Source organism: Bradyrhizobium sp. Ghvi (genome assembly GCF_900115265.1).
Taxonomy (GTDB): Bacteria; Pseudomonadota; Alphaproteobacteria; order Rhizobiales; family Xanthobacteraceae; genus Bradyrhizobium.
The window spans coordinates 833,171-856,872 of sequence record NZ_FOVU01000003.1; the positions used below are offsets into that span (position 1 = coordinate 833,171).

The window sequence follows — 23,702 nt, forward strand, 5'->3', positions numbered from 1 at the left end:
GGCCAGCTCGGCTCGCCGCGATCACCCGATCCTTATTCGTTCCGCGCGATCGCCGTCAGCCTGTTCATGTTCCGCAGCAGAATGCGGCCGCGCTGAAGATCGAGGATCGCCTCCTTGCGCCAGGCCTGAAGCTGGCGATTGACGCTCTCGCGGGCGGCGCCGACGAACACGCCGAGCTGTTCTTGCGAGATGTGCACCTCGGAGCCGAAATCGGCGGCGAGCGCGCAGAGCCGCCGGGCCAATCGCACCGGCAGCGGCTGCAACATCGACTCCTCCATGCGCTCGCTCTGCCAGCGGATACGCTGGCAGAGCAGCGCGATGATCTTGATCGCGACCTTGGGCTCGCGCTCGAGGAAGGCCAGGAAGTCTTCGCGCCGCAGCACGAACAATTCGCTGGCCTCGCCGGCGGTGGCATCCGCAGTGCGGCTCTGGCCATCCAGCACGGCGACCTCGCCGAACAGATCGCCCGGGCCCATGAAGTTCAGCGTCAGCCGGCTGCCGTCGGAGGCGCCGGTCTCGATGCGGACCTGGCCGCGGCGCACGCCGAACAGCGCGTTGCCCGGGTCGCCCTTCTGGAACAGCACCTCGCCATTCGCCAGATGCTGAGTGTGGCAGAGAGTGGACAACCGCTGGAGTTCGTCCGCGCCGAGATCGGCGAACATGGCATTCATTTTCAGAATGACCGCAAATTCGGCCTGCTTGCTCATTTCAACGTCCTTGTGAATTCCTTGCCAGGTTCTGTGGCAAATCGCCTGCAAATCGCTTGGAAGCATCAGCGTCAGGATCGCGTAAAACCGCGTCGGGGAAGTGTGTCATAAGTCACATAATTTTACAGCACCCCGCGATTATTTTTAGTCGCTTGGAGCGGCTTCCCGTCCCGGGATAAACTCAGGCGTAAAGGACGGGCCATCTGCCGGATGCGACGCCGCTCGTCCGTCGTTGGAAAGTCGACATGAGAGCAGTGAAATTTGCCGGCGCAGCTTTGGCCGTCATCATCGTCGTGATCGTCCTCCTTCTGGTGGTCGGGATCCCCTCGGGGTTCCTGACCGCGACCATTGCCTCGCGCGTCGAGCAGGCGACCGGCTATCGCGTCTCGATCGACGGCACGACCAGGATCAGCCTGTGGCCGTCCTTGAACGTCACGCTGAACGACCTCACGCTCGCCGACCCCAGGGATCGCAGCGGCATCACGCGCGTGACGATCGACAGCGTGCAGGCCGACATGTCGCTTTCCAGCGTATGGTCGGGTCATCCTGACATCAGCGAGATCGTGGTCAGCCATCCGGTATTGTACCAGCCGTTGCTGCGTGAGCGCCTGCCGAACGCCGATGCATCGGCGAAGCCGCTCGCGCTCGATGCGGATGGCCCGAGCATCGCCCACGTCAAGATCATCAACGGCGAAGTCGCGTTTTCGCGTGTGCGCGACCGGGTCGACAGCCGCATCAGCGCCATCAACGCCGACGCCGCCATGGGCCGTGACCGCAAGCTCAATCTCGCCGGCACCGCGCGCGTCGGCGAGCATCCGACCAAATTCGACATCAAAGCGACCGCACCGGCGCCTCCGATCGAGCGACAGAGCATCCCCTTGGATTTCGCCATCGACATGCCCGACGTGCTGAAGTCTCAGCTCGCCGGCCATGCCGACATGCGGCTGAACGGCGCGGTCGTGATGATCAATGGCGTCAACGGCACGCTCGGCGATGGCGGCTTCAACGGCTGGGCGTCGGTCGACATCGCCAGCAAACCGCTGGTGAAAGTGGATCTCGATTTCCAGCGGCTCGCGATCCCGCTGGCGAAATCGCCCGATGGCGCGACCGGCCAGCCCTGGAGCGATGCGCCGATCGACGTGTCCGGACTGAATTATGTCGACGCGCAGATCAGGGTCTCGGCCAACGAAGCCGTCATCGGCGACGCCCGTCTCGCGCCGCTGGCAATTGATGCAAAACTCGCCGGCGGCGTCTTGAAGACAGGCACTGCGAATCTCGGCGCTTATGGCGGCCAGGTCTCGGGCGAGGTGATTCTGGACGCGACCAGCGGCGCGCCGAGCTTTGCGATGCATTCCGATCTCGTCGGCGTGCGCGCGCTGCCGCTGCTGCAGGGTCTTGCCGAATTCGACCGGATCGACGGCAAGCTGCAGGCCAAACTCGCTTTGCGCAGCGCCGGCACCAGCCAGCGCGCGTTGATGGCGAACATGCAGGGCACGGCTTTCGTCGATTTCCAGGACGGCAGCATTCGCGGCATCAATGTCGCGCAGATGATTCGCTCGCTGACATCGGGCACGTTGTCGGGCTGGCAGGACAACCAGAATTCCAGCCAAGAGCAGAGCAAGGAGCAGAGCACCGACCTGTCGCAGCTCTCGGCATCGTTCCGCATCGACAAGGGCCAGGCGGTGACGACCGATCTCAACCTGATCGGGCCGCTGGTGCGCGTCACGGGCGCCGGCACCGTCGCGCTCGACACTAAGATGATGGGTTTTCGCGTCGAGCCGAAGCTGGTGATGACGACGCAAGGCCAGGGCCGCGCCTCCGAGCCGGTGGGCTTCGGCATTCCCGTGATGATCACAGGCGCATGGTCGCAGCCACGGATCTACCCTGACATGGCCGGTGTGCTCGACAATCCGGACGCAGCCTATGCGAAGCTGCGCGAGATGGGCAAGGGTCTGTTCGGTCCCGACGGCGCAGGGCTCGGCAACATCCTGAACAGCTTTGGCCTCGGCGGCGCCGCACCGAGCAGCAATGCCAATGGGCAAGCCCAGCAGCAAGGGCAAGGACAGGGGCAGAACAACCTGCTCGGCGGCCAGCTGGGCGAGGCGATCGGCAATCTGATCCAGCAGGGGCTCGCGGGCGGCGCCGGGAATAGCACCGGCCGCAGCCGCAGCCTGCCCGGCGCGCCGACCAGCCCGGCGCCGCAGGCTTCGCCCGCTCCTCCGACCCAGGACCCGCCTGAGGCACAACAAGACAGCCAGCCGATGAACGACGTGATGCGGCAGCTCTTTAACAGGTGATGAGGGGACCAAGGCGTCGAACTCCACGCGCAGCCTTACACCGCCTCGTCACACGATTCTTCCTCCGAACGGAGGAGGGGGCCTGTCAGCTGCGGCAATCCGCCGCCCTGCCGGCCGTCCCGACATTCACCGGCGGGTCACCACACCTCCCTCCGACCGGCCCCTTGCCGGTCAAAGAGCCCAAATTGTGCTAGAAGGACGATGGGCCTGTACGGCCCATAGCGCCGGCGTCGGCCGCGGCGCGAGAGGAGCCGGATGACGGGAGCGAAGGACAAGACCTGGTTTCTACGCGAGGGCCTGTTCGCCAAATATGTCGTCTCCCTCGTCGGCCTCGTCGTGTTCGTGCTTGCCGTCAACGGCGCGATGGAGACCTGGATCTCCTATCGCGCCACCAAGACGTCACTGGTCGACGGGCTCGAGGACAAGGCGCAAGGCGCCGCCCGGCGCATCGAGCAATCCGTCTCCGAGCTCGAGCGCCAGATCAGCTGGGTGACCACTGCCAGCCGCGACACCATCGAGAAGCGCCGCGCCGACTACGCCCAGCTCCTGCAACAGGTCGCCGTCGTCTCCCAGCTGTTCCAGCTCAACGGCGACGGCCGCGAGGTGCTGCGCGTCTCGCGCCAGTCGACCACGACCGGCGGCAATGCCGACCTCGCCCGCGACATGCGCTTCACCGAAGCGGTCGCCCGCGGCGTCAGCTATGCGCCGGCCTATTTCGTCGATCAGAAGCCGGTGATGTCGATCTCGGTGGCGCATTCCGGCTTCAATGCCGGCGTCACGGTGGCCGAGGTCGATCTCGACTTTCTCTCCGACTACCTGTCCGACGCCCAGGTCGGCAAGGCCGCCTTCGCCTATGTGGTCGATGCGCGCGGCCGGGTTCTCGCGACCTCGTCGAAGGGGCCCGAAATCGGCAAGGACCTGTCGAAGCTGCCGCAGGTCGCGGCTGCGATCGCGCCCGGCCGCGAGCCCGACACTTCAGGTACCGACTTCAACGGCCATCCGGTGCTGGCGGCTGCGAGCACTGTACCGAAGCTCGGCTGGAGCGTGTTGTTCGAGCAACCGACCGCGCAGGCCTTGACGCCGATCCGCGACCAGCTCGTGCGCATCGCGCTTCTGATCGGCATGGGCCTGTTGGTGGCGATTCTCGCCGGCACGCTGCTGGCGCGCCGCATGATCATCCCGATCACCGCGTTGCGCGATGGCGCGCACAAGCTCGGCGAAGGCGACTTCAGCCACCGCATCGACGTGCACACCTCCGACGAGCTGGAAGAGCTCGCCGGCCAGTTCAACCGCATGGCCGGCCAGCTTCAGGAGACCTACACCAACCTCGAGACCAAGGTCGAGGAACGCACCCGCGATCTCGCGCAGTCGATCAACGAGCTGAAGGTGCTGGAAGAGGTCGGCCGCGCCCTCGCCTCCTCGCTCGACCTCAACGCCGTGCTGCCGACCATCGCCGCCCGCGCGCTGGAGATCAGCCATGCCGATGCGGTGCTGATCTACGGTTATGAGGCCCAGAAGCGCCGCTTCGACTTGGTCGAGGGCAACGGCATCGACAGGTCGGTTGAGGGCGACCATGTCACGATCGAGGAAGGCGAGAACGTCCTGAGCGATGCTGCCGCGAGCTGTGAGCCGATCGCGATCGCCGATCTCGACCACGCCGCCGAGCAACCCTTGCGCGACGTCGCGGTCGCTGCCGGCTTCCACTCGGTGCTGGTGGTGCCGCTGGTCGACCAGCAGGGCACGCTCGGCGCGCTGGTGGTGCTGCGCCGCTCGAGCGGCACGTTCGAAGGCAGCCTCACCGGCTTGATGCGCACCTTCGCCAACCAGGCGGTGCTGGCGATGCGCAATGCGCGCCTGTTCACCGAAGTCGACCACAAGAGCCACGCGCTGGAGACCGCCAACGAGACCGTGCGCGCCCAGGCCGACAAGCTCAAGCAGCAGACCGAGCAGCTCAAGGACTGGAACAGGTCGCTGGAAGAGCGCGTCGCGACCCAGCTCGGCGAGATCGAGCGCATCCGCAAGCTCGAGCGCTTCCTGGCGCCGCAGGTGGCGCAGCTGATCGCCTCCTCCGATAGTCCGGAGGGGTTGCTCACGAGCCAGCGCCGCGAGGTCACCGTGGTGTTCTGCGATCTGCGCGGCTTCACCGCCTTCACGGAAGCGACCGAGCCGGAAGAGGCGATGAACGTGCTGCGCGAATATCACGCCGCGCTCGGCAAGCTGATCTTCAAATACGAGGGCACGCTGGACAAATATGCCGGCGACGGCGTGATGATCCTGTTCAACGCGCCGATCCAGTTCGAGGACCACACCGCGCGCGCCGTGAAAATGGCGGTGGAGATGCGCGACACGATCGGCCCGCTGACCGAGCGCTGGCGCAATCGCGGACACAGCCTCGGCTTCGGCATCGGCATCGCGCTCGGCTATGCCACGCTCGGCCAGGTCGGCTTCGAGCAGCGGCTGGAATATGCCGCGATCGGCAGCGTCACCAACCTCGCCTCCCGCCTCTGCGCCGAGGCCAAGCCCAACCAGATCGTGGTGAGCCGCCGCGTCTACGGCATGGTCGAGCCATGGGTCGAAGCCCGCGCCCTCGACGATCTCCAGCTCAAGGGCTTCAATCACCCGGTGCTGGCGATGGAAATTCTTGGCTGGCGCGAGGCGGTGGACAACGTGGTGGATGCGACGGCAGCGCGGCGGAGGATGTGAACGGAAGAGCTGGCCACATGCTCTTCTGGTCATGCCCCGGCTTGACCGGGGCATCCAGTACGCCGGGGCGTATCGATTCAATTACAATCGCCTCTGGAATACTGGATCGCCCGATTAAATCGGGCGATGACAGCTGAGAATGCGGCGTCGGCCTGATAGCATCGGGACTGCTTAACAGAGGTGATTTCTCCTCACGCCCCCCGCTTCGGCCCGATCGCCTCGAATGCGGCTTTCTGCTCGTCGCTCAGATCGAATTCGAAATCGTCGAGCGCATCAGTGACACCGGCGACCGCCTGCTGCATCGTTTGCAGGCGCGTTTTCACGGCGGCGAGGCGGGCTTGCGGGGTTGCTTCCGCCTTCATCGGGCAAGAGCTGAGCGTCTGCATGGTGCGGAGCGTGGTGTCCTGGAGCACGTCGAGGCGGGCGCGGCCGGTGTCGTCGAGCTTGAGCGTCGAGGCAATGTCCTCAGCGGGCCATTGCTGTTGCACGAGCTGTTCGTACTGGCGCTGGGCCTGCACATCATAGCGGGGATCGTAATTGGGATCGCAGGCTTTGGCCGCCTGGGCGTCCTTGTGCTGAGCCGAAGCAAGCGCCGCCTGGCGCTCTTTTGCCAGCGAGTCGAGCTTTGCTTTCTGGCCGTCATCGAGCAGCTCGACGAACTTTGTCAGCGGCTGCGCCAGCGCATCGATGGCCTTGGCCATCGCGTCGAGGCGGGTCTGCATCACACCGAGGCGCTCGGCCGCATTGGCGGGCGCCTGCGCCGGGCACGAGGCGCGGATGGTGTCGCGCGAGCTCGTCCAGGCGCTTGCGAGCTCATCGAGCGCAGTGCGCTGCATCTCGTTCGGCTGCACGGCGGCCGCGATGCGGTCGACCGGCAAGCCGCCGGTGTCGCTGCTGTCGCAGACCGCCTCCGCCGATGGCACGCGTCGCGCACGACGGCCTTGCGGCGCGGTGTAAGCGGCGAGCTCCGGCGCCGCATACGGCGCGAAGATCGCTGCGTAGATATCGCCATAGCCGTAGAGCGAGAGGCTGGTGGTGTCGCCATAGATCACCGCGGTGGTGAGATCGTCATGCGCGAACGGCCAGAACACGGGACCGATCCAGCCATAACTGCCGTCAGGATGGCGCCACCAGCCCTGCGGACGGCGGCCGCCGTGCCAGCCGGAAAGCGCAGCCTCCGCCGTCAGCGCAGCGCGCAGGACATAGGGGTTGGCGGGCTGGCCGCGCTCGCGGCGACGCGGATCCTCCGATCTCAGCGCCGCAGAGCGATAGCGGCTGCCCCGCACCGCCATGCGGGCATGGCGCAGACGCGACAGGCCGATGATATGGCCGACCGCAAAGCGCGCCACGCCGAGGGGCCCGCCGCGGAATCCGAACTGCGCCTGCGCTGTATCAGGCAGCATCACTGTCAGAAGCAGCAGGACAGCGCCTGACAGCGCCAGCCTCAAGCGTGATCTCGATGTGCTTGCCGAGCCGACCACCGAGTTGACCACCTCTTGGCCCTCCTCCCGTGCCAAGCGCACATCACGGCGCACGAAGAAGACTCTCGAGGGAACCGATTGTTCCATGGCGAGAGGGTCAAAGCGGGAAATGCGGGACGTCATCGCGGCGCCGTGGCCATCCTCACTGCGCCTTTTGCGGCACCACGACGGTCTGGCCAGGATAGATCAAGTTGGGATTGTGGATCTTTCCGCGGTTGGCGTTGAAGATCACGGCGTAGCGGGCGCCGTCGCCATAGGCGAGGCGGCTCAGCGCCCAGAGGCTGTCGCCGCGGGAAATCACCCGGCTGCCGCCGGCCTCGGCCGTCCCGGTGGTGAGCGCGTCTCCGGGCGAGGCCGATGCGACCGCCGGCCCCGACGCCGGCACCCGCGCCATGGATTTGGGTTTGGGCGCGCCCATCATGCGAGGCCGAACCGCTGATCGTTCCGGCGTCGCGGCGAGACGCGGCGCCGGCAAGGCGGCAACGACGTCCGATGTGTCGTCAGGCTTTGCGTCCTGCTTGGCAACCGGTGTGACCCGTACCGGCGGTGGCGCGGCTTCGGCGATCGTCACCGGCATGGTGCGGCTGGATTGCGTGACGGTGCCGTCGGGCGCCTTGGCGCGCAGCGCCAGCTCGTAGCTGCCGGCGGGGAGCTTTGGCGGGGTCATGACGAACTGGCCCGATGCATCGGCCACCACGCTGTCGAGCGGCTGGCCGTCGCGCAGCAGCTCGACCTTCGAACCCGGTGCGGCCTGGCCCGCGATCACGGCCGCCTCGCCATGATCGTCGACGCGTGCGACGTCGAAACGGGGGCCGGCGTCTGCAACGGAAGGCTGCGGCTTGGTCGGTGCGACATCGGCCAGCCCCGCAACCTGCTTCTGGGTCTCGGCAAGCGCATCCGCCTTGGGCGCGTCGGCCGTGACAGGGGCAACGGGCGGCGCGACTGCGGCGAGCTTCGGTTCTTCAGTCTTCGACTCTGTCTGCGACTCTGCTTTGGACTCGATCTTGGAGGCGACCTTCGTCTCGGCCTTCGTCTCCGGTTTGCTTTCGGGCTTGGCGGCGACGGCGACCTCGGTGCTCGCCCCGCCCGGCAACATGTGGCGCAGCTCGGTCGGGCCGATCACCAGCACGGTGCCGGCCACCGCGAGCAGACAGAATGCAATGATGGCCTTGGATGCGGTGATCATCAGTCCTCAAACCTTGATCAAAAACTTGGATCGCAAATCATCAGGCGCAAATTGCGCCGTTTTGGCACCGGCAGCAAGCCGGTCGAAGGGATGAACCGGGCCGGACCTATCGGCGTCAAATGAGCGAGGCCGTAGCGCCGCCATTTTTAGGAATTTCATCCATGCCCGTATTTTACCGCGCCGCGCCATGGCTGGCGCTTGCCCTGACGCTCGTCGCCTCTCCCGCGCTTTCCGCCTCCGGCCCGCCGCCGGGGTTCGTCCTGACAGACAATCCCGGCCTCGGCTTCACCTCGCCTGACGGGGCCACCAGGCTCGAGCAATACATGAAGGACAGTGACGACCTGTTCGGCGTCAAATGGCAGGTCTGGGCACGACGCGGCGACCAGATGACGGAACTGAAGCCCGAGCAGGGCTATGGCGCCGGCTTCCGCTTCACCAACGACTCGCAATGGCTGGTGCGGATGCAGAAGACCGGCTCCGGCGAGCAGGACCTGTTCCTCTATCATCTCGAAAACGGCGTCTTCGTCAGTGCCACGAAGAAGAAGTCCCTCAGCGATCTCGCCTGGGCCTATTTCTATGGCCGGTCGGAGACGAAGCATTTCGCCAAGCTCGACTTTCACATCACGGCCAATCTGCTGGAGGGGACGGAAAACGCCTATCAAGAGCTCGGCATGAACTGGCCCAACAACCGCTACCTCGTAATCGGACTCGGCGGCGAATACGACAAGCACCCAAGGAATACGGTGATGAAAGGGCTCGGCGGCTGGCGATGCCGCTATGATCTCCAGACCGGGAAATTCGATGTGCCGGCGATTTTCGCCAAGGAGAATGCCGCGGCGCTGAAATGGGAAGTGAAGCGGGAGTGAAGCGGTGTTCGAAACCCGCGTCGCAAATTGTGCGTTCTCTATCCCCGCGCCAAGCCCCTGATATTGTTCCGATTCAGAGTTCCCTAACCTTCAATGGTAACGGGGTCTTGTCGATTTCGCTGCATCCTGCATCCCACGGGAGGACGGGATGGGCACATCGATTCGATGGACCGCGCGATTGCGCGCGCTGCTGCGCCGCTGGCGCGGCGCGCCGCTGACGTGGCTGATTGTCGGCGGCTTCGTGCTGATGGCGGCAATGGCCATCGGCACCGGCCTCACCGTCGACCGCTTCCGCCAGAACGCGATCGAGAGCGGCCGCGACAGCCTGGAGAACTCGGTCCGCCTGCTCGCCGGTCATTTCGACCGTGAGTTCGAGGATTTTGCGGTGCTCCAGAAGAGCATCATCGCGGAACTCGAAAGCCATGGCATCGAGTCCGCGGATGCGTTCCGCAGCGAGATGGGTACGCTCGCGATGCATGAGGTGTTACGCGCCAAGGCCAGCGGCTGGTCGGACGTCGCCGGCGCCAATGTGTTCGATGCTGACGGCGTGCTGATCAATTCGTCGCGGCGCTGGCCCGTCGCCGATATCTCGGTGTCCGATCGCGGCTATTTCATCAGACTCAAGAACGATGCGGCCGCGCAGGAAGAGATCGAGCTCGTGCCCGGTCGGCTCGGCCATGGTCCGGCAATCGTGTTCGCGCGGCGCGTGTCGGGCCCGCATGGCGAGTTCCTCGGATTGGTGTCGCGCGCGATCTCGCCCGAGCAGCTCGAATCGTTCTTCGCCTCGGCCGGGCTCGGCGAGGACTCCTCGATCGCGATGCATCACCAGAACGGCCAGCTGCTTGCGCGCATCCCGCATGTCGAGGCGATGATCGGAAAGAATTTCCGGACCGGCACGCCGGAGCAGATCGCCGTGTTCGAGCGGACGTCCGTCACCACGCAGCTTGCGAGCCCGATCGACGGCAAGGATCGCATCGTCGCCTCGCGCCTTTTGGCGGGCGAACCGCTGGTCGTGGTCGCCACCAAATCGCTGGATGCGACGCTCGCCACCTGGCGCACGCAAACCAAGTTCTTCGTCGCCGTCGCCGTCGTGTCGATCGGTCTGCTCGTGCTCACGCTGGTCCTGATCTTCCGCCAGATGACCCGCCGGCTCGCTCTGGAAAAGGAGCAGCTCGACACCGCGATGAACACGATGACGCAAGGTCTCCTGATGTTCGACCAGGACCAGCGGCTGATCGTCTGCAACCGCCGCTACATCGACATGTATCGGCTCTCGGCCGACGTGGTGAAGCCCGGCGCCCATTTCCGCGACGTGATCCAGCATCGCGCCGACACCGGCTCGTTCGACGGCGACGTCGATTCCTATTGCGACGGCGTCCTGAACGGCGTCGCACGGATCCAGAGCAACATCGTCGAGACGTCCGACGGACGCCTGATCGAGATCAAGAACCAGCCCGGCGCGGCCGGCGGCTGGCTCGCCACCCATGACGACGTCACCGAACGCATCCGCACCGACGAGCGCATCGCGCATATGGCGCACTACGACGCGCTGACGGACCTGCCCAACCGCGTGCTGATGCGCGGCCATCTGGAACGGCGCGTGGCGGAGCTTGCCCACGGCAATCCGTTTGCGATCCTCTATATCGACGTCGACGAGTTCAAGGGCGTCAACGATTCGCTCGGCCACGAGATCGGCGACGAATTGCTGCGCCAGGTCGCGAGCCGGCTGCGGGCCTGCGTCAGCGGCAACGATATGGTGGCGCGCTTGGGCGGCGACGAGTTTGCGATCATCAAGGCCGGCACCCATGACCAGGCCGAGCTGACGAGCCTCGCCGAGCAGATCTTGACCTCGCTGCGCATGCCTGTCGACTGCAAGGGCCAGGAGATCACGACCGATGCCAGCATCGGCATCGCGATCGCGCCCGACCACGGTGACATCATCGATGACCTGCTCAAGCGAGCCGATCTCGCGATGTACGCCGCAAAGTCGGAGGGGCGCGGCACCTTCCGCATCTTCGTACCCGAATACGACGCCAAGGCGCGGCAGCGCCGCCAGCTCGAGCTCGATTTGCGCCAGGCGCTGGTGCGCGGCGAGTTCGAGGTGCACTACCAGCCGCTGGTCGATTTGTCCGCCAATGTTGTCACCGGCTGCGAGGCGCTACTGAGGTGGCGCCATCCGGAGCGCGGCATGGTCTCACCTGCCGACTTCATTCCGGTCGCGGAGGATACCGGCCTGATTAGCGAGATCGGCGAATGGGTGCTGAAGCAAGCCTGCGCGGAAGCGGCGTCGTGGCCCGGCGACATTCACATCGCGGTCAACGTCTCGCCGGTGCAGTTCCGCTCGAAGACGCTGGCGCTGAAGGTCGCCGCGGCGCTCGCCGAATCGGGCCTCGCGCCGGAACGGCTCGAGCTCGAGATCACCGAAACCGTGCTGATCCGCGATGACGAGGAGGCACTGACCATCCTGCAGCAGCTGCGCGAGATCGGCGTGCGCATCGCGCTCGACGATTTCGGCACCGGCTATTCATCGCTGAGCTATCTGCACCGCTTCCCGTTCGACAAGATCAAGATCGACCGCAGCTTCATCAGCGACATCGGCGAGCCCGAGGATTCCTCCCCGATCGTACAGGCCGTGGTGCACATGGCCGCCGCCCGCCACATGGCGACAACAGCCGAAGGCGTCGAGACCGAGGCGCAGCGCGAAGTGCTGCGCCAGCTCGGCTGCAGCCAGATGCAGGGCTGGCTGTTCAGCCCCGCCGTGCCGGCGGCAAAGCTGAAGCAATTGCTGTCGAAGCAGGCGGCCGCGGCTTGAGGCCGATTCCTCCGCCTGCAATTGCGGCGATGATCACTTCTCATCCTGAAGATAGGATCAAACCTCGCGCCTCGCGGTTATCGCGCTGCTGAGGCGGCCGGGAACTCCGGCCGGCGGGCACCAGCCGACAGTGCATCACGCGCATCGCAGGCGGCTTGTCGTCTGCGACCGGTTGCGCGCGTGCGAAATCGAGCGAGGCGACATGGCGATCGTGACGTTCAGGATGATCCCTTTGATAGCGGCGGCTGCCGTGATCGGCTTTACCGCAGAGGCCCGCGACGATGGCCGCTACGCGAACTCGCCCCTCAAGGGCTGGTTCGAGAGCCTGCACAGCAAGGGCGGCGGCCCGTGCTGCGCGGATGCCGACGGCACGGCGCTCGACGACGTCGATTGGGACACGCGTGGCGGGCACTACCGTGTCCGCATCCAGGGCGAATGGATCGAGGTGCCTGACGACACCGTGATCACCGAGCCGAACCGCGTCGGCCGCACGATCGTCTGGCCCTACTATATCAACGGCCGCGCCATCATCCGCTGCTTCATGCCCGGCAGCATGACGTGAGGTGATCGGAGCAATCGATCGCGCTCGGCCGGCTTGCACCGCATCTTGTATTCGCGCGGCGCTGCCATATCTCATCGCCATGATGAAGCTTACACGCATTCAGGACCACGCCATTCAGGCACTCATGGCCGGCATCGTCGGCGCCGAGACGTTCGATCACGTCTTCGCAGGCATCCGCTTCGATGAGGTCGAAGGCTCGATGCTCTACGCTTTCGCCAGGAACGAGGACGTCGCCTCCGATATCGAGGACAGCTACTCGCCGCTCGTCGCCGCCGTGGCCTCGCGTGTGCTGCGCAAGCAGGTCGACGTCGTCGTGGTGATGCCCAAGGTTCTGCAATAAGCAGCCGGAAAAGCTCGCTCAATCGATGAACGATGCGAGCTCCTCCGGTTTGCCGGAGGGGAATGCGTTCTTGAGACAATCGAGAAACGCTGCCACGCGCGCGCTCAGCAGCCGGCGAGACGGATAGAGCGTCCAGAGACTGATCTCGGGCCCGTCAACATCGCCCCAGTGCACGAGCCTGCCGGCTGCGAGGTCGCGACTGACGAGCGAGACAGGAAGTCGCGCGGCACCGACGCCGGCTCGGACGGCGTCGCGGATCATGATGAGCGATGACAAGCGAAGCACGGGTTCGATTGCGATCTCAGCGCTTCCGACCGGCGTCACCACAGTCCAGACAGAGTTCAAATCCCCCGCGCTGCGCACCACGGCCGGGACGGTGACATCGCCCACGGGGCGACGGAGACTCGGGCTCGCCACCACCACCAGCCGATCGCGCAGGAAGATCCGTCCGACCAGGCTTTCGTCGGGATCCGGATTGACGCGGATCACGAGGTCATAGCCCTCCTCGATCATGTCGACGGAGCGATCTTCCGTCGTGACCTCGAGCCGGACCTCCGGATATTCCATCGCGAACGCGGCCGCCAGTTTTCCCATCGCGGTTTGCGAGAACAACAGCGGCGCACTGATCCGCAACCGGCCACGCGGCCTATCGCCGCGGGCGGCGATTGCGGCCGCCGTCTCGTCGAGTTCGGCGAGCAACGCCCCGGTCCGCTCATGGAGCGCCCGCCCCTCCTCCGTGAGCTTCAGGTTGCGCCTTCCGCGCTCGAACAGACGCAGGTCGAGGCTGCTCTCCAGTTCGGAGACCCGACGGGACAGCGTCGCTTTCGGGCGGCCGGCGGCCCGGGCAGCCCGGCCAAAGCCGCCGTGACGGGCCACCAGATTGAAATCGGCGAGGGCAAGGAGATCCATTCGTTCCACCAGTGAAACGGAATGTCCAAATATAGCGTCTATCGGTCCGAATGTGGATCACTAATTTCCGGGGTGTCTTCTAACCCCCAGCAAGGAGTGACCCCCATGACCATCCTCGTTATCGGCGCTACCGGCCGCGTCGGCCGCCATGTCGTCGAACAGCTCGTCCAGCGCGGAGCCAAGGTGCGGGTGCTGACCCGCGATCCCGCCAAGGCCAAATTCCCGGCCGGCGTCGAAGTCGCCAAGGGCGACCTGCTCGACATCGAGGCGCTGCGCGCCGCGTTCACAGGCGTGAGGACGCTGTTCCTGCTGAACGCCGTTACCGGCGACGAATTCACCCAGGCGATCGTCACGCTCAACATCGCCCGCGAGGCCGGTGTCGAACGGGTCGTCTACCAGTCGGTGTTCGACGCCGACGGGGCCGTGAACGTGCCGCACTTCGCGGTGAAGTCGGGCGCCGAGCGCATGCTCGCGCACATGGGCTTCAGCGCCACCATCCTGCGCCCGAGCTACTTCATCGACAACGAACTCATGATCAAGGACGTGATCCTCAACCATGGCGTCTATCCGATGCCGATCGGCAGCAAGGGCGTCGCCATGGTCGACGCGCGCGATATCGCCGAGGTCGCCGCGATCGAACTGATCCGCCGCGACCGCGCCCCGGAAAAGCTTCCGGTCGAGACCATCAACCTGGTCGGCCCCGACACGCTGACCGGTCCTGACGTGGCAAAGATCTGGTCTGATATCCTCGATCGCCCGATCGTCTATGGCGGCGACGATCCCAGCGGATTCGAGCAGAACATGGCGCGCTTCCTGCCGAGATGGACGGCCTATGAGATGCGCCTGATGGCCGAGCGCTATGTCACCGACGGCATGATTCCCGAAGCCGGCGACGTTGAACGTCTCACGGGAATCCTGGGGCGACCGCTGCACTCCTACCGCGGTTTCGCAGCCCAGATCGCGGCGAGCGCGACAAAGTCCGCGTGACAATAGCTGCAACGAGCCCCTGACGTCGCCGCCACACGACCTCAGGGGCTTTGGCGTGACCTCGCGATCAAACCACGCTAGCCTTCCCTGACAAGAACAAGAGGAAACGCCAATCGTGTACGACTACATTATCGTGGGCGGCGGCTCGGCAGGGTCCGTGCTGGCCCACCGGCTCTCCGCAAGGAGCGCCAACAAGGTCCTGCTCTGCGAAGCCGGACAGGACACACCACCCGGCAACGAACCGGCCGAAATCAGGGACAGCTATCCGGGCACAGCCTATTTCGACCCGCGCTTTCACTGGACCGAGCTCAAGGTGACGACCCAGGTCGTCAGCCACAACAATCCGAACGAAGCGCGCCCGCCGTTGCGCAAATACGAGCAGGCGCGCGTGCTCGGCGGCGGCTCGTCGATCAACGGCCAGATGGCCAATCGCGGCGCACCGACCGATTACGATGAATGGCAAGCGCGGGGCGCCGAAGGGTGGTCGTGGGCCGACGTGCTGCCGTTCTTCAAGAAGGTGGAGCGCGACCTCGATTTCGACGGGCCGTATCACGGCAAGGACGGAAGAATTCCGGTGCGCAGAATTCCCAGAGAGCACTGGACACGGCATTCGCAGGCCTTCGCCGACGCTTTTCAACAGGCCGGCCATCAATATCTGCCCGACCAGAACGGCGAGTTCGTCGACGGCTATTTCGCGGTGACGCATTCGAATGAGGCCGAGCAACGTGTCTCGGCTGCGATGGGCTATCTCGATCGCGACACTCGCAAGCGTGCCAACCTCACGATCTCCACCAACACTGAGGTGAGAGAGCTGCTGTTCGAAGGCACGCAATGCGTCGGCGTGAAGGCGATGATCGACGGGCGCGAGCAGGAATTCCGGGGACGCGAGATCATCCTCTCCTCCGGCGCCATCCACTCGCCGGCGCATCTCTTGCGCGCCGGCATCGGGCCGGTCGGCCACCTCAAGGATCTCGGCATTCAGGTCCTGATGGGACTGCCGGGCGTCGGACAGCGCCTGATGGATCATCCCTCGATCTCGCTGTCGTCCTTCGTCCGCCGCGGTGCGCGCATGAACGAGCATACCAGGCGGCACATGCAGCTCGGTCTGCGCTATTCGTCAGGCCTCCCCGGCGTTCCCAAGGGCGACATGTTCGTCGTCGTGCTCTCCAAATCGGCCTGGCATGCGGTCGGCGCGCAGATCGGCTCGCTGCTCACCTTCGTCAACAAAACCTATTCCGAGACCGGACAGGTGAAGCTTGCCTCGCGCGATCCCACAGCGGAGCCGATCGTCGAGTTCAACCTGTTGTCCGACCGGCGCGACCTCGAACGCCTGATGAGCGGCTTCCGCAAGATGGCGGCGATTCAGATGAGCGATATCGTGAAGAAGGTGACGGACAAGCCGTTCCCGGCCGCCTATACCGACAAGGTGCGCAAGATCGGCGTGGTCAACACCACGAACAAGATCCTGACCAGGGTCGCCGCGACGCTGATGGACGGACCGGCGGCGCTGCGTCACTATCTGATCGACAATTTCGTGGTCGAAGGCTTCACCTTCGATGACGTGATCAATGACGACGAGGCGCTGGAAGCCTTCGTGCGCAAGGCCACCATCGGCGTGTGGCACGCCTCGTGCTCATGCCGCATGGGCCGGGCCGGCGATCCCATGGCGGTCGTCGACACCGAGGGCCGGGTCAGAGGCATCCAGGGCTTGCGCGTCGTCGATGCCTCGATCTTTCCAGTGGTGCCCTGCGCCAACACCAATTTTCCGGTGCTGATGTCGGCAGAGAAGATCGCGGCCGCGATGGTGCAGTAACGCCGGCGGAACGAGCCTCGTAGGGTGGGTTAGCACTGCGGCTGCGCGAAGCGCAGTCCGCGGGGGCGTAACCCACCTCTTCTCTTTCCTCGGCGACAGCAGTGGTGGGTTACGCCTGCGGCTAACCCACCCTACAGACTTCCTACGCCGCGCGGAGATCGCCGACGAAGCGGTCGACATCGCGCTTGAGATCGTCGGACAGGCGCGCCAGCATCTTCGCGGAGTCGAGCACCTCGCCGGCGGCGGCGCCGGTCTGCCCGGCAGCCTGCGACACGCCCGAAATGTGTCGCGAGACTTCGTTGGTGCCTTGCGAGGCCTGCTGCACATTGCGCGCGATCTCGCGGGTTGCAGCGCCCTGCTGCTCGACGGCGGCCGCGATCGCGGCTGCGATCTCGTTGACGCGCTGGATGGTGGTGCCGATGGACTGGATCGCGCTCACCGAGGCCTGGGTCGCGCCCTGGATCGCGGCGACTTGCCCCGTGATCTCCTCGGTCGCCTTCGCGGTCTGCGTCGCGAGGTTCTTCACCTCGGCTGCGACCACCGCAAAGCCGCGTCCGGCTTCGCCGGCGCGCGCGGCCTCGATGGTAGCGTTGAGCGCGAGGAGATTGGTCTGTTGCGCAATGCCCGTGATCAGCGCGACGACGTCACCGATGCGCTGGGCCGCGTCGGCCAGGGCCTGCACCTCGCCATTGGTTCGGTCGGCTTCGCCGGCGGCGGCGCTCGCAATGCTGGAGGATTCCGCGACCTGACGGCTGATCTCGCTGATCGAGGCCGAGAGCTCTTCCGTGGCGGCTGCGACCGTCTGCACGTTGGCGGAGGCATCACCCGACAGGCTCGCGACCGAGGCTGCCTTGGACGAGCCCTGCTCGGCGGTGGACGACATCGACTGCGCAGTGGCGTTGAGCTCGCCGGAGGCCGAAGCCAGCGTGTGCAGCGATTCCGTCACGGTCTTCTCGAACTGCTCAATCAAGCGATCGACGGCGGACTGGCGCCGCTCCTTCTTCGCCTGCTCTGCGGCTTTTTCTTCGCCGAGGCGATCGCCCGCGATCATGTTCTCCCTGAACACCGACACGGCACGCGACATGTCGCCGATTTCGTCGCCGCGCTCGATGCCCGCGAGCTCGATCGCATAATCGCGCTCGGCCAGCTTCTGCATGGCGTGCGTCAGCTTGCGGATCGGCGTGCTGACGCGGCGGTTCACCAGGATGAAGCCGAATACGGTGATCGCGAGTGCGACCAGCATCATGGCGCCGTTGAACACGAGGCTCCATCTTGCCGATGTCATCTGCTGCCCGGCGCGGGAAACCATTTCGGCAAGCGCCGCCTGGCCGGCCTCGACGTAGAAGCTGAGGATGGCGGTGTTGAGCTTGGCGAGCTCCACGCCCTTAACGTCGATCGTCTGGTTGTTGCTCAGGGCGTTGATGAGGCCCTGCTGGCGCTGGATCATGGCGACGGCATCGCCCTGCTTCGAGCGCGCGATCACATCCGTGAGGCTGGCGGGGGCGTCAATGCGGCTAGCCGCGTCCTGCACCTGGCTCCAGGCCTGCTTGGCCCGGCCGGTATCTTCGGCAGCCCCGACAATGTCGGCCCCAGTCCAGGGCTTTGCGGCAGCGCCCGCAGTTTCGAGCCGGATCGCAACGAGGCCTCCAAAATTGCGTGCGGCCCAGGCCGACTGTTTGACGCCAAGGAGATGATCGACCACGGGGTCTGTCAGCTTCAGCGCATTTTCGAGTTCGGCCGTCAGTGCCAGGATGGCGTCGAGATAGTCTTGCGCGACTTTCCGGAACTCGTCAGCCGCCTTTACGTCGCGCGCCGCTTTGGGCTGGTGAATGAGGCCCTCGGCCTTCGATCGCAGCGGCGTCAACGCATCATGGATCGCAACGAGCTTGCTCACGGCGCTGGCCAGGCGGGAATCGGATACGCCATCGAGGCGTTCGAGCACGCTCTTGTAGGCTGCCTCCGACAATTGCCGGTTGGAGGCGATCCGGTCGTCGGCACCGGCATTGGCCGGCTCTTCCGCAACCAGCGCCGACAGGAAGGTGCCGCGCTCGATGCGGAAACCGAGCAGGGCTGTGAAGAGCTGCTGGTCGGTGCTGGCAAAACGCTCGACCTTCTGCGCGGCGCTGTTGCGCTCGACGGCCCCGAACAGGCCGGTCGAGAGCTGCCCCAACAGGAACAGGCCGAGGACGCCGATGATGGCGCCGAGAACAGAACGAATAGAGGGATTGCCGAACAATGCCATAGGAAGCGCCGGGTCTCTGAATCGGAAAAAGATGCAGAAAAATACCCGGCCGTCCCTAAGATTTGGTTCATCAAACATACCGCGGCCCGCGACAGGCGCCGAGCCCGGCTCGCTTCGCTCCTGTGAGGACGTGGCGACTTCAGGTCGCGCGGCTCACTTCGTCCGCCTGGCGGCCTGGATCTCGACGAACTCGGCGTCCGGGTGGGCGACGATCGTTGCGAACATGATGCCGCTAATGATGAGCGACCAGGCGGTGTCCCAATAGATCCAAAACACTTTCAGCCTCCGTTTTTGACGTCCTCCGCCTGCGCCCGGAGTAACGGCACGAGGAGGCTGCCGTTCCAGAACGAGCCCATGACTGGGCCTGCGGCTCGAGCAAGCGCAGGCAAGCTTAGCGCTTCCTGTTCTTGGTCGGGGAGGCCTTGCGATCGGTTTCACCGGTGTGGCGCTTTGCCACGACGTCTTCATCCCCCGCGCCTTCGCGCGGACGCGGCGGCGGCTTGGGCTGGCCGGACTGGCCGCCATGCTTGCCGCCCATGTCGGGCTTGCCTTCGAGGTCGTTTTCACGGGGCATGACGGTCAACGCGCTCGCCCGGCAATGGTTCGCAATCTGCTCCCGGCGCTATGGCTGTGAACGAGTTCATAGGATCGCCGTCTTTGGCAGTGCACGATGGTTGGCGCTGTCGGCGCATTGATCCCTCGACGAACGGATTTGGCCCAATGCGGAAGCAACTCGTTGCCTGGACCATCCTGACCTCGGCCTTGCTGGCCGTCGCGGTGTGGAGCGTGCTCGGGCCGCCCGACCACCCGGCCGGCCCGCATCTGCCCTCGCGCGACCTGACGGCGTCGGTGCGCTAGATTTCCGGCTCGGCGCGTTTTCCCTGGACCGGCATCCGCTTCGCCCGACAAGGCGGACGCAACCGATACGATTTCGGCATCAATCAATCCCATCTGGAGTTTGGTGCAGCGGAACACGGGCCGCTATCCTTCCCTGCACAATGACAACACCACACCGGCGGGAGGATGCCTTGATCAGACCGACACGCCCCGCAGCCTGTGCTGCGATTGTCGCCACTCTCTTCACCTCTGTTGCCCTCATCTCGGGAGTCCGTGCCGGCATGGCCGAAACCTTCGCCTATGTCGGCAATGCCGACTCCAACAACATCAGCGTGTTCAAGATCGCCGAGAACGGCGAGATGACGCCGGTGCAGACGGCCGCCTTCACCGGGGTCGAAAAGCCGGGCGCCTCGACGCCGCTCGCGATCACACCGGACCATCGCGTGCTGATCGCCGGCGTCCGCTCGCAGCCGTTCCTCGCGGTGAGCTTTGCTATCGATCCCAAGACAGGCCTCCTCAGCCACATCGGCAATGGGCCGCTCGCCGACAGCATGGCCAATATCGCGACCGATCGCACCGGCAAGGTGCTGTTCAGCGCCTCCTATGGCGGCAACAAGGTCGCGCTGAATCCACTTGCCGCGAATGGCGTCGTCGGCGAGCCGAAGCAGGTGATCCCGACCGGGCTGAACGCACACGCCCTCCTGCCCTCGCCCGACAACCGCTTCGTGTTCGCGACCAATCTCGGCTCCGACCAGGTGCTGAGCTTTGCGTTCGACGCCGCGGCCGGCACGCTGACGCCGAGCGATCCGCCCGCGATCAAGGTGCCCGAGAAATCCGGCCCGCGGCACTTCGTGTTCCACCCGGGCGGCAAGTTCGTCTATCTCATCCACGAGCTGAACGGCGACGTCGCCGCGTTCAGCTATGAGGCCAAGAGCGGGGCCTGGAGCGAGATCCAGCGCACCACCGCGCTCCCGGAGGGATTCAACGGCAAGCCTTGGGCCGCCGACATCCACATCACCCCGGACGGCCGCTTCCTCTACGCCTCCGAGCGCACCAGCAACACCCTCACCGCCTACAAGGTCGATGCGTCAAGCGGTAAGCTGACCACGATCGGCAGCGTGCCGACCGAGAAGCAGCCGCGCGGCTTCAATATCGACCCCACCGGCCGCTATCTCGCCGCCGTCGGCGAGTTGTCCGACGGCATGACGGTCTACGCCATCGACCAGACCAGCGGCGCGCTCAGCAAGCTGAAATCCTATGCCACCGGGAAGAAGCCGAATTGGGTGGAATTCTTAACCCTGCCCTGAGCGGGATCGGGCGGGCGACCTAAGTAAACATCCGGAATTTCGCAAGGTGCGCCCAAGCGTCATATCGTCGCTCATGGACCGTCACATTGTCTTCAAGTGCCCTCAGACCGGCCTGAATGTGCAGCATCGGCTCAGTGACGAGCCGGCCGATCGCACGCATGTGCCGGTCTCCTGTCCAGCCTGTACACGCCTGCACTTGATTGATCGTTCCAGCGGCAAGCTGGTCGGCGATCGCCGGGGCTGAGGGAGCGCTAGGGCGTCACCGCCACCTGAGCAGAGACGTCGTCGACCTGGTGCGAAGCCCTGTTTGGCGAACCTGATTTCCATTCCCGCGACTAATCAACGGCTTGCTGCGGCAGCCCAGGCGGCTCGGCATCCCTGCCTTGGGACAACGCTGCCGTAGTCCGGGGGGCCGCCATCTGCTATCGATTTGGAGGCATAGCCCTCGTGGAATTTCCAATGCGCCATTTGCCTCGTGCCGTCGTCCGTAGCCTGTTTCCCGCAGCCATCGCCGGAGCGCTCGTCTTCGGTCGATATCCGGCCGCAGCCGCCGATGACGACACGCCCAAGGGGCCGGCGGTCACAGTGCTGAAGGCGGCAAAGTCCTGCTTCTCAGATATCGTCGAGGCCACCGGCACGATCATCGCCCGCGAGGAGACCTCGGTGCGCCCCGAGCGGCCCGGGCTGAAGGTGACGGACGTGCTGGCCGAAGCAGGCGATACCACCACGGCCGGCCAGGTGCTGGCGCGGCTGGCTCTGCCCGAAGGCGGCACGCTGCAGGTCACCGCCCCCGTGGCCGGCGTCATCGCCACCTCGACCGCGCAGATCGGCAATCTCGCCTCGGCCAAGGGCGAGGCGTTGTTCACGATCATTGCACGCAGCGAATACGATCTCGTCGGCCTGGTCGCGACCAACGATGTCAGGAAGCTCGCGGTCAATCAGCCGACCACCGTGCGGATTGCCGGCGCCGGCGATATCGACGGCAAGGTGCGGCGCATCGGTCCGACCGTCGAGCCGAACATCCAGCAGGGCATGGTCTATATCGGCATCTCGTCGCAGAAGCGGCTGCTGCTGAATGCGAGCGGGCGGGCGCTGATCAAGACCGGGCAGAGCTGCAATGTCGCGGTACCGCTGACAGCGGTGCAATATTCGTCCGCCGGCACTGTGGTGCAGGTGATCCGCCGCAATCGCGTCGAGACCAAGCGCGTCGAGATCGGGCTGATGTCGGGCGGCAATATCGAGGTCCGTGACGGCCTCAATGAAGGCGATATCGTCGTCGCCCGCGCCGGCGCGCTGTTGCGCGAAGGCGATCCAGTGCGCCCGGTAATGGCGAGCGAAGCGGCGAAGTAGGTTTGAGAGATTGATCCCGTGTCCCGGACGGGCTGCAGCGTGTAGCGCTGCTGCGCAGAGCCGGACCCGTCTCGTTGCGACGCGATCACCCTAAGGAACCGGGCCCCGGCTCAGCTTCGCATCCTTGCATGATGCGCCGCGTCCGGGGCCGAAGACGTCGTAAGATCTAGGAAAAACTAGCCGCCAGCCTGGTTGAACTGCACGTCCTCGAGCAGCGAGGAGGAGACGGTCGGGACCTGATCGCCTTCGCTGGCGCGGGAGATGGCGATGCGGGTCTTGTTGAAGACGCTTTCGGCGCTGCTGCCTTGCGCATTCAGGTTGTTGAGGAGCTCGCTGACCAGGGTCGAGTGCTCGCCCTTGCCGTCGTCGACGACCTTGCCGGGCGAAGCCGAGGAGAGGATCAGTGCGTTGTCGGGCGTGCCGATCGGCGCGAGACCATGGCTGTAGGAGCGGAAGCGGCGCTCGTAAGGGTTACGGCGGGACGCATCGACCACGACGAGCTTGGCCTTGGCGCCCTGCTGCTTCATCATGTCGAGCACGCCCTCGATCGAGACGCCCTGGCGGCGGACGTCGCTTTCCTTCCAGATCACGGCATCGACCGGCAGCATGTAGCTCTCGCGGCCGGCCTGCACGCCGTAGCCGCCGAAGAACAGCATGACGGTGGTGTCATGCGTGATGCGGGACTTCAGACGGTTGACGGCGCGGACCATGTCGTCCTTGCTGGCGTCTTCCACCATGTCGACGTCAAAACCGTTCTTGCGCAGAGCCGAGGACAGCGCGCGGGCGTCGTTGATCGACTGCGTCAGGGGCGCGCTGGCGTCGGGATAGTGACCATTGCCAATGACGAGCGCCAGGCGCGAGGTCTGGCCGACCGAGTCCGTGACCTGGTCGGTCGAAACAGCCTTGGCGGCGTCGAGCGCGCGCATGTTGAGGGCAGCATGAGCGCCGATCGCCAGCGACACCGTGCCGATGAGGGCTGCGGCGAGCGCAATCGAGCGTTTGGAAATGTCGAGCTGCCTTACATTCATCTCGCTTCATTCCTGTCGGTGCCAAAGACCTGCCAAGCGCGCGCACACTGCTTGAGTAGCGCGATGGCGTCTTTAGGTTTGAGGGATCGGCCGGGGGGAGTGCCCCCGAATTGCGCGCAATTTGCGGCGCCGCACCAAACAAAGACTTAACCGGATATAGGCTCGCGGGCAATAGATTGCCAAGATTTGAGTTAACATATTGAGATCTCAATATATTTTCCGGCCCGTTTTCCTCCCTTTTCCCCCTCCCCGTAGCCTTCCGGGGCGGATCTTGC

20 protein-coding genes are annotated in these 23,702 nt (G+C 65.2%); 11 read left to right on the forward strand and 9 right to left on the reverse strand.

What is annotated here, in order from left to right:
* Positions 1-32: 32 nt before the first annotated feature.
* Complete coding sequence (locus tag BM374_RS15135; protein ID WP_092293330.1) at positions 33-707, reverse strand: Crp/Fnr family transcriptional regulator; 675 nt, start codon at positions 705-707, stop codon at positions 33-35.
* Between the two features lie 245 nt (positions 708-952).
* Between BM374_RS15135 and BM374_RS15140 the strand changes: the two genes are divergently transcribed.
* Entirely contained in the window at positions 953-3,004 is a 2,052-nt protein-coding gene (locus BM374_RS15140) for an AsmA family protein (protein WP_092293332.1), read from the forward strand.
* 255 nt (positions 3,005-3,259) lie between these two features.
* Complete coding sequence (locus tag BM374_RS15145; protein WP_092293334.1) at positions 3,260-5,707, forward strand: adenylate/guanylate cyclase domain-containing protein; 2,448 nt, start codon at positions 3,260-3,262, stop codon at positions 5,705-5,707.
* Between the two features lie 191 nt (positions 5,708-5,898).
* Here BM374_RS15145 and BM374_RS15150 read toward each other — a convergent pair whose 3' ends face one another.
* Positions 5,899-7,200 carry a Spy/CpxP family protein refolding chaperone gene (locus tag BM374_RS15150; protein ID WP_244552602.1) on the reverse strand — a complete coding sequence of 434 codons (1,302 nt, stop codon included), beginning with the start codon at positions 7,198-7,200 and terminating at the stop codon, positions 5,899-5,901.
* Between the two features lie 130 nt (positions 7,201-7,330).
* Positions 7,331-8,374, reverse strand: a complete 1,044-nt coding sequence (locus tag BM374_RS15155; RefSeq protein WP_092293338.1) for a LysM peptidoglycan-binding domain-containing protein — start codon at positions 8,372-8,374, stop codon at positions 7,331-7,333.
* Positions 8,375-8,535: 161 nt separating this feature from the next.
* Between BM374_RS15155 and BM374_RS15160 the strand changes: the two genes are divergently transcribed.
* The 4 genes from BM374_RS15160 (at position 8,536) to BM374_RS15175 (ending at position 12,954) form a co-directional block, all read left to right on the forward strand.
* Positions 8,536-9,240 (forward strand): hypothetical protein, encoded by a 705-nt coding sequence (locus BM374_RS15160; RefSeq protein ID WP_092293340.1) that lies wholly within the window; start codon positions 8,536-8,538, stop codon positions 9,238-9,240.
* Between the two features lie 148 nt (positions 9,241-9,388).
* Entirely contained in the window at positions 9,389-12,052 is a 2,664-nt protein-coding gene (locus tag BM374_RS15165; protein ID WP_092293342.1) for a bifunctional diguanylate cyclase/phosphodiesterase, read from the forward strand.
* Positions 12,053-12,254: 202 nt separating this feature from the next.
* Positions 12,255-12,614, forward strand: a complete 360-nt coding sequence (locus BM374_RS15170; protein ID WP_092293344.1) for a hypothetical protein — start codon at positions 12,255-12,257, stop codon at positions 12,612-12,614.
* 79 nt (positions 12,615-12,693) lie between these two features.
* The gene (locus tag BM374_RS15175) at positions 12,694-12,954 is read left to right on the forward strand and encodes a hypothetical protein (RefSeq protein WP_177248306.1); all 261 of its coding nucleotides are present in this window, start codon (positions 12,694-12,696) and stop codon (positions 12,952-12,954) included.
* 18 nt (positions 12,955-12,972) lie between these two features.
* Here the strand turns inward: BM374_RS15175 and BM374_RS15180 are convergent, their stop codons facing one another.
* A complete protein-coding gene (locus tag BM374_RS15180; protein ID WP_092293346.1) occupies positions 12,973-13,863 on the reverse strand; it encodes a LysR family transcriptional regulator in 891 nt (296 codons plus the stop codon).
* 105 nt (positions 13,864-13,968) lie between these two features.
* On the opposite strand from BM374_RS15180, the gene BM374_RS15185 reads away from it, so the two are divergent.
* Together BM374_RS15185 and BM374_RS15190 are read left to right on the forward strand one after the other, a co-directional pair.
* Positions 13,969-14,850, forward strand: coding sequence for an SDR family oxidoreductase (locus BM374_RS15185; protein ID WP_092293524.1), 882 nt, complete (start codon positions 13,969-13,971; stop codon positions 14,848-14,850).
* A gap of 115 nt (positions 14,851-14,965) precedes the next feature.
* A complete protein-coding gene (locus BM374_RS15190; RefSeq protein WP_092293348.1) occupies positions 14,966-16,663 on the forward strand; it encodes a GMC family oxidoreductase in 1,698 nt (565 codons plus the stop codon).
* Positions 16,664-16,805: 142 nt separating this feature from the next.
* Here the strand turns inward: BM374_RS15190 and BM374_RS15195 are convergent, their stop codons facing one another.
* The 3 genes from BM374_RS15195 to BM374_RS15200 all read right to left on the reverse strand — a co-directional run bounded on the left by BM374_RS15195 (position 16,806) and on the right by BM374_RS15200 (position 19,479).
* Positions 16,806-18,905 (reverse strand): methyl-accepting chemotaxis protein, encoded by a 2,100-nt coding sequence (locus tag BM374_RS15195; RefSeq protein ID WP_092293350.1) that lies wholly within the window; start codon positions 18,903-18,905, stop codon positions 16,806-16,808.
* A 153-nt stretch (positions 18,906-19,058) separates the two neighbouring features.
* The gene (locus tag BM374_RS39970) at positions 19,059-19,181 is read right to left on the reverse strand and encodes a hypothetical protein (RefSeq protein WP_271614830.1); all 123 of its coding nucleotides are present in this window, start codon (positions 19,179-19,181) and stop codon (positions 19,059-19,061) included.
* A gap of 115 nt (positions 19,182-19,296) precedes the next feature.
* Complete coding sequence (locus tag BM374_RS15200; protein ID WP_092293351.1) at positions 19,297-19,479, reverse strand: hypothetical protein; 183 nt, start codon at positions 19,477-19,479, stop codon at positions 19,297-19,299.
* 146 nt (positions 19,480-19,625) lie between these two features.
* On the opposite strand from BM374_RS15200, the gene BM374_RS38575 reads away from it, so the two are divergent.
* On the forward strand, positions 19,626-19,763 hold the full coding sequence (locus BM374_RS38575) for a hypothetical protein (protein WP_177248307.1): 138 nt from the start codon (positions 19,626-19,628) through the stop codon (positions 19,761-19,763).
* A gap of 170 nt (positions 19,764-19,933) precedes the next feature.
* Positions 19,934-21,049: a lactonase family protein gene (locus BM374_RS15210; protein ID WP_177248308.1), complete on the forward strand. Its 1,116-nt coding sequence runs from the start codon at positions 19,934-19,936 to the stop codon at positions 21,047-21,049.
* Between the two features lie 19 nt (positions 21,050-21,068).
* Here the strand turns inward: BM374_RS15210 and BM374_RS38580 are convergent, their stop codons facing one another.
* Positions 21,069-21,209 carry a hypothetical protein gene (locus BM374_RS38580; RefSeq protein WP_177248309.1) on the reverse strand — a complete coding sequence of 47 codons (141 nt, stop codon included), beginning with the start codon at positions 21,207-21,209 and terminating at the stop codon, positions 21,069-21,071.
* A gap of 299 nt (positions 21,210-21,508) precedes the next feature.
* Here BM374_RS38580 and BM374_RS15215 point away from each other — a divergent pair, with 299 nt between their 5' ends.
* Entirely contained in the window at positions 21,509-22,399 is an 891-nt protein-coding gene (locus BM374_RS15215) for an efflux RND transporter periplasmic adaptor subunit (protein WP_177248310.1), read from the forward strand.
* A 176-nt stretch (positions 22,400-22,575) separates the two neighbouring features.
* Here the strand turns inward: BM374_RS15215 and BM374_RS15220 are convergent, their stop codons facing one another.
* Positions 22,576-23,427: a caspase family protein gene (locus BM374_RS15220; RefSeq protein WP_092293356.1), complete on the reverse strand. Its 852-nt coding sequence runs from the start codon at positions 23,425-23,427 to the stop codon at positions 22,576-22,578.
* Between the last annotated feature and the right edge of the window lie 275 nt (positions 23,428-23,702).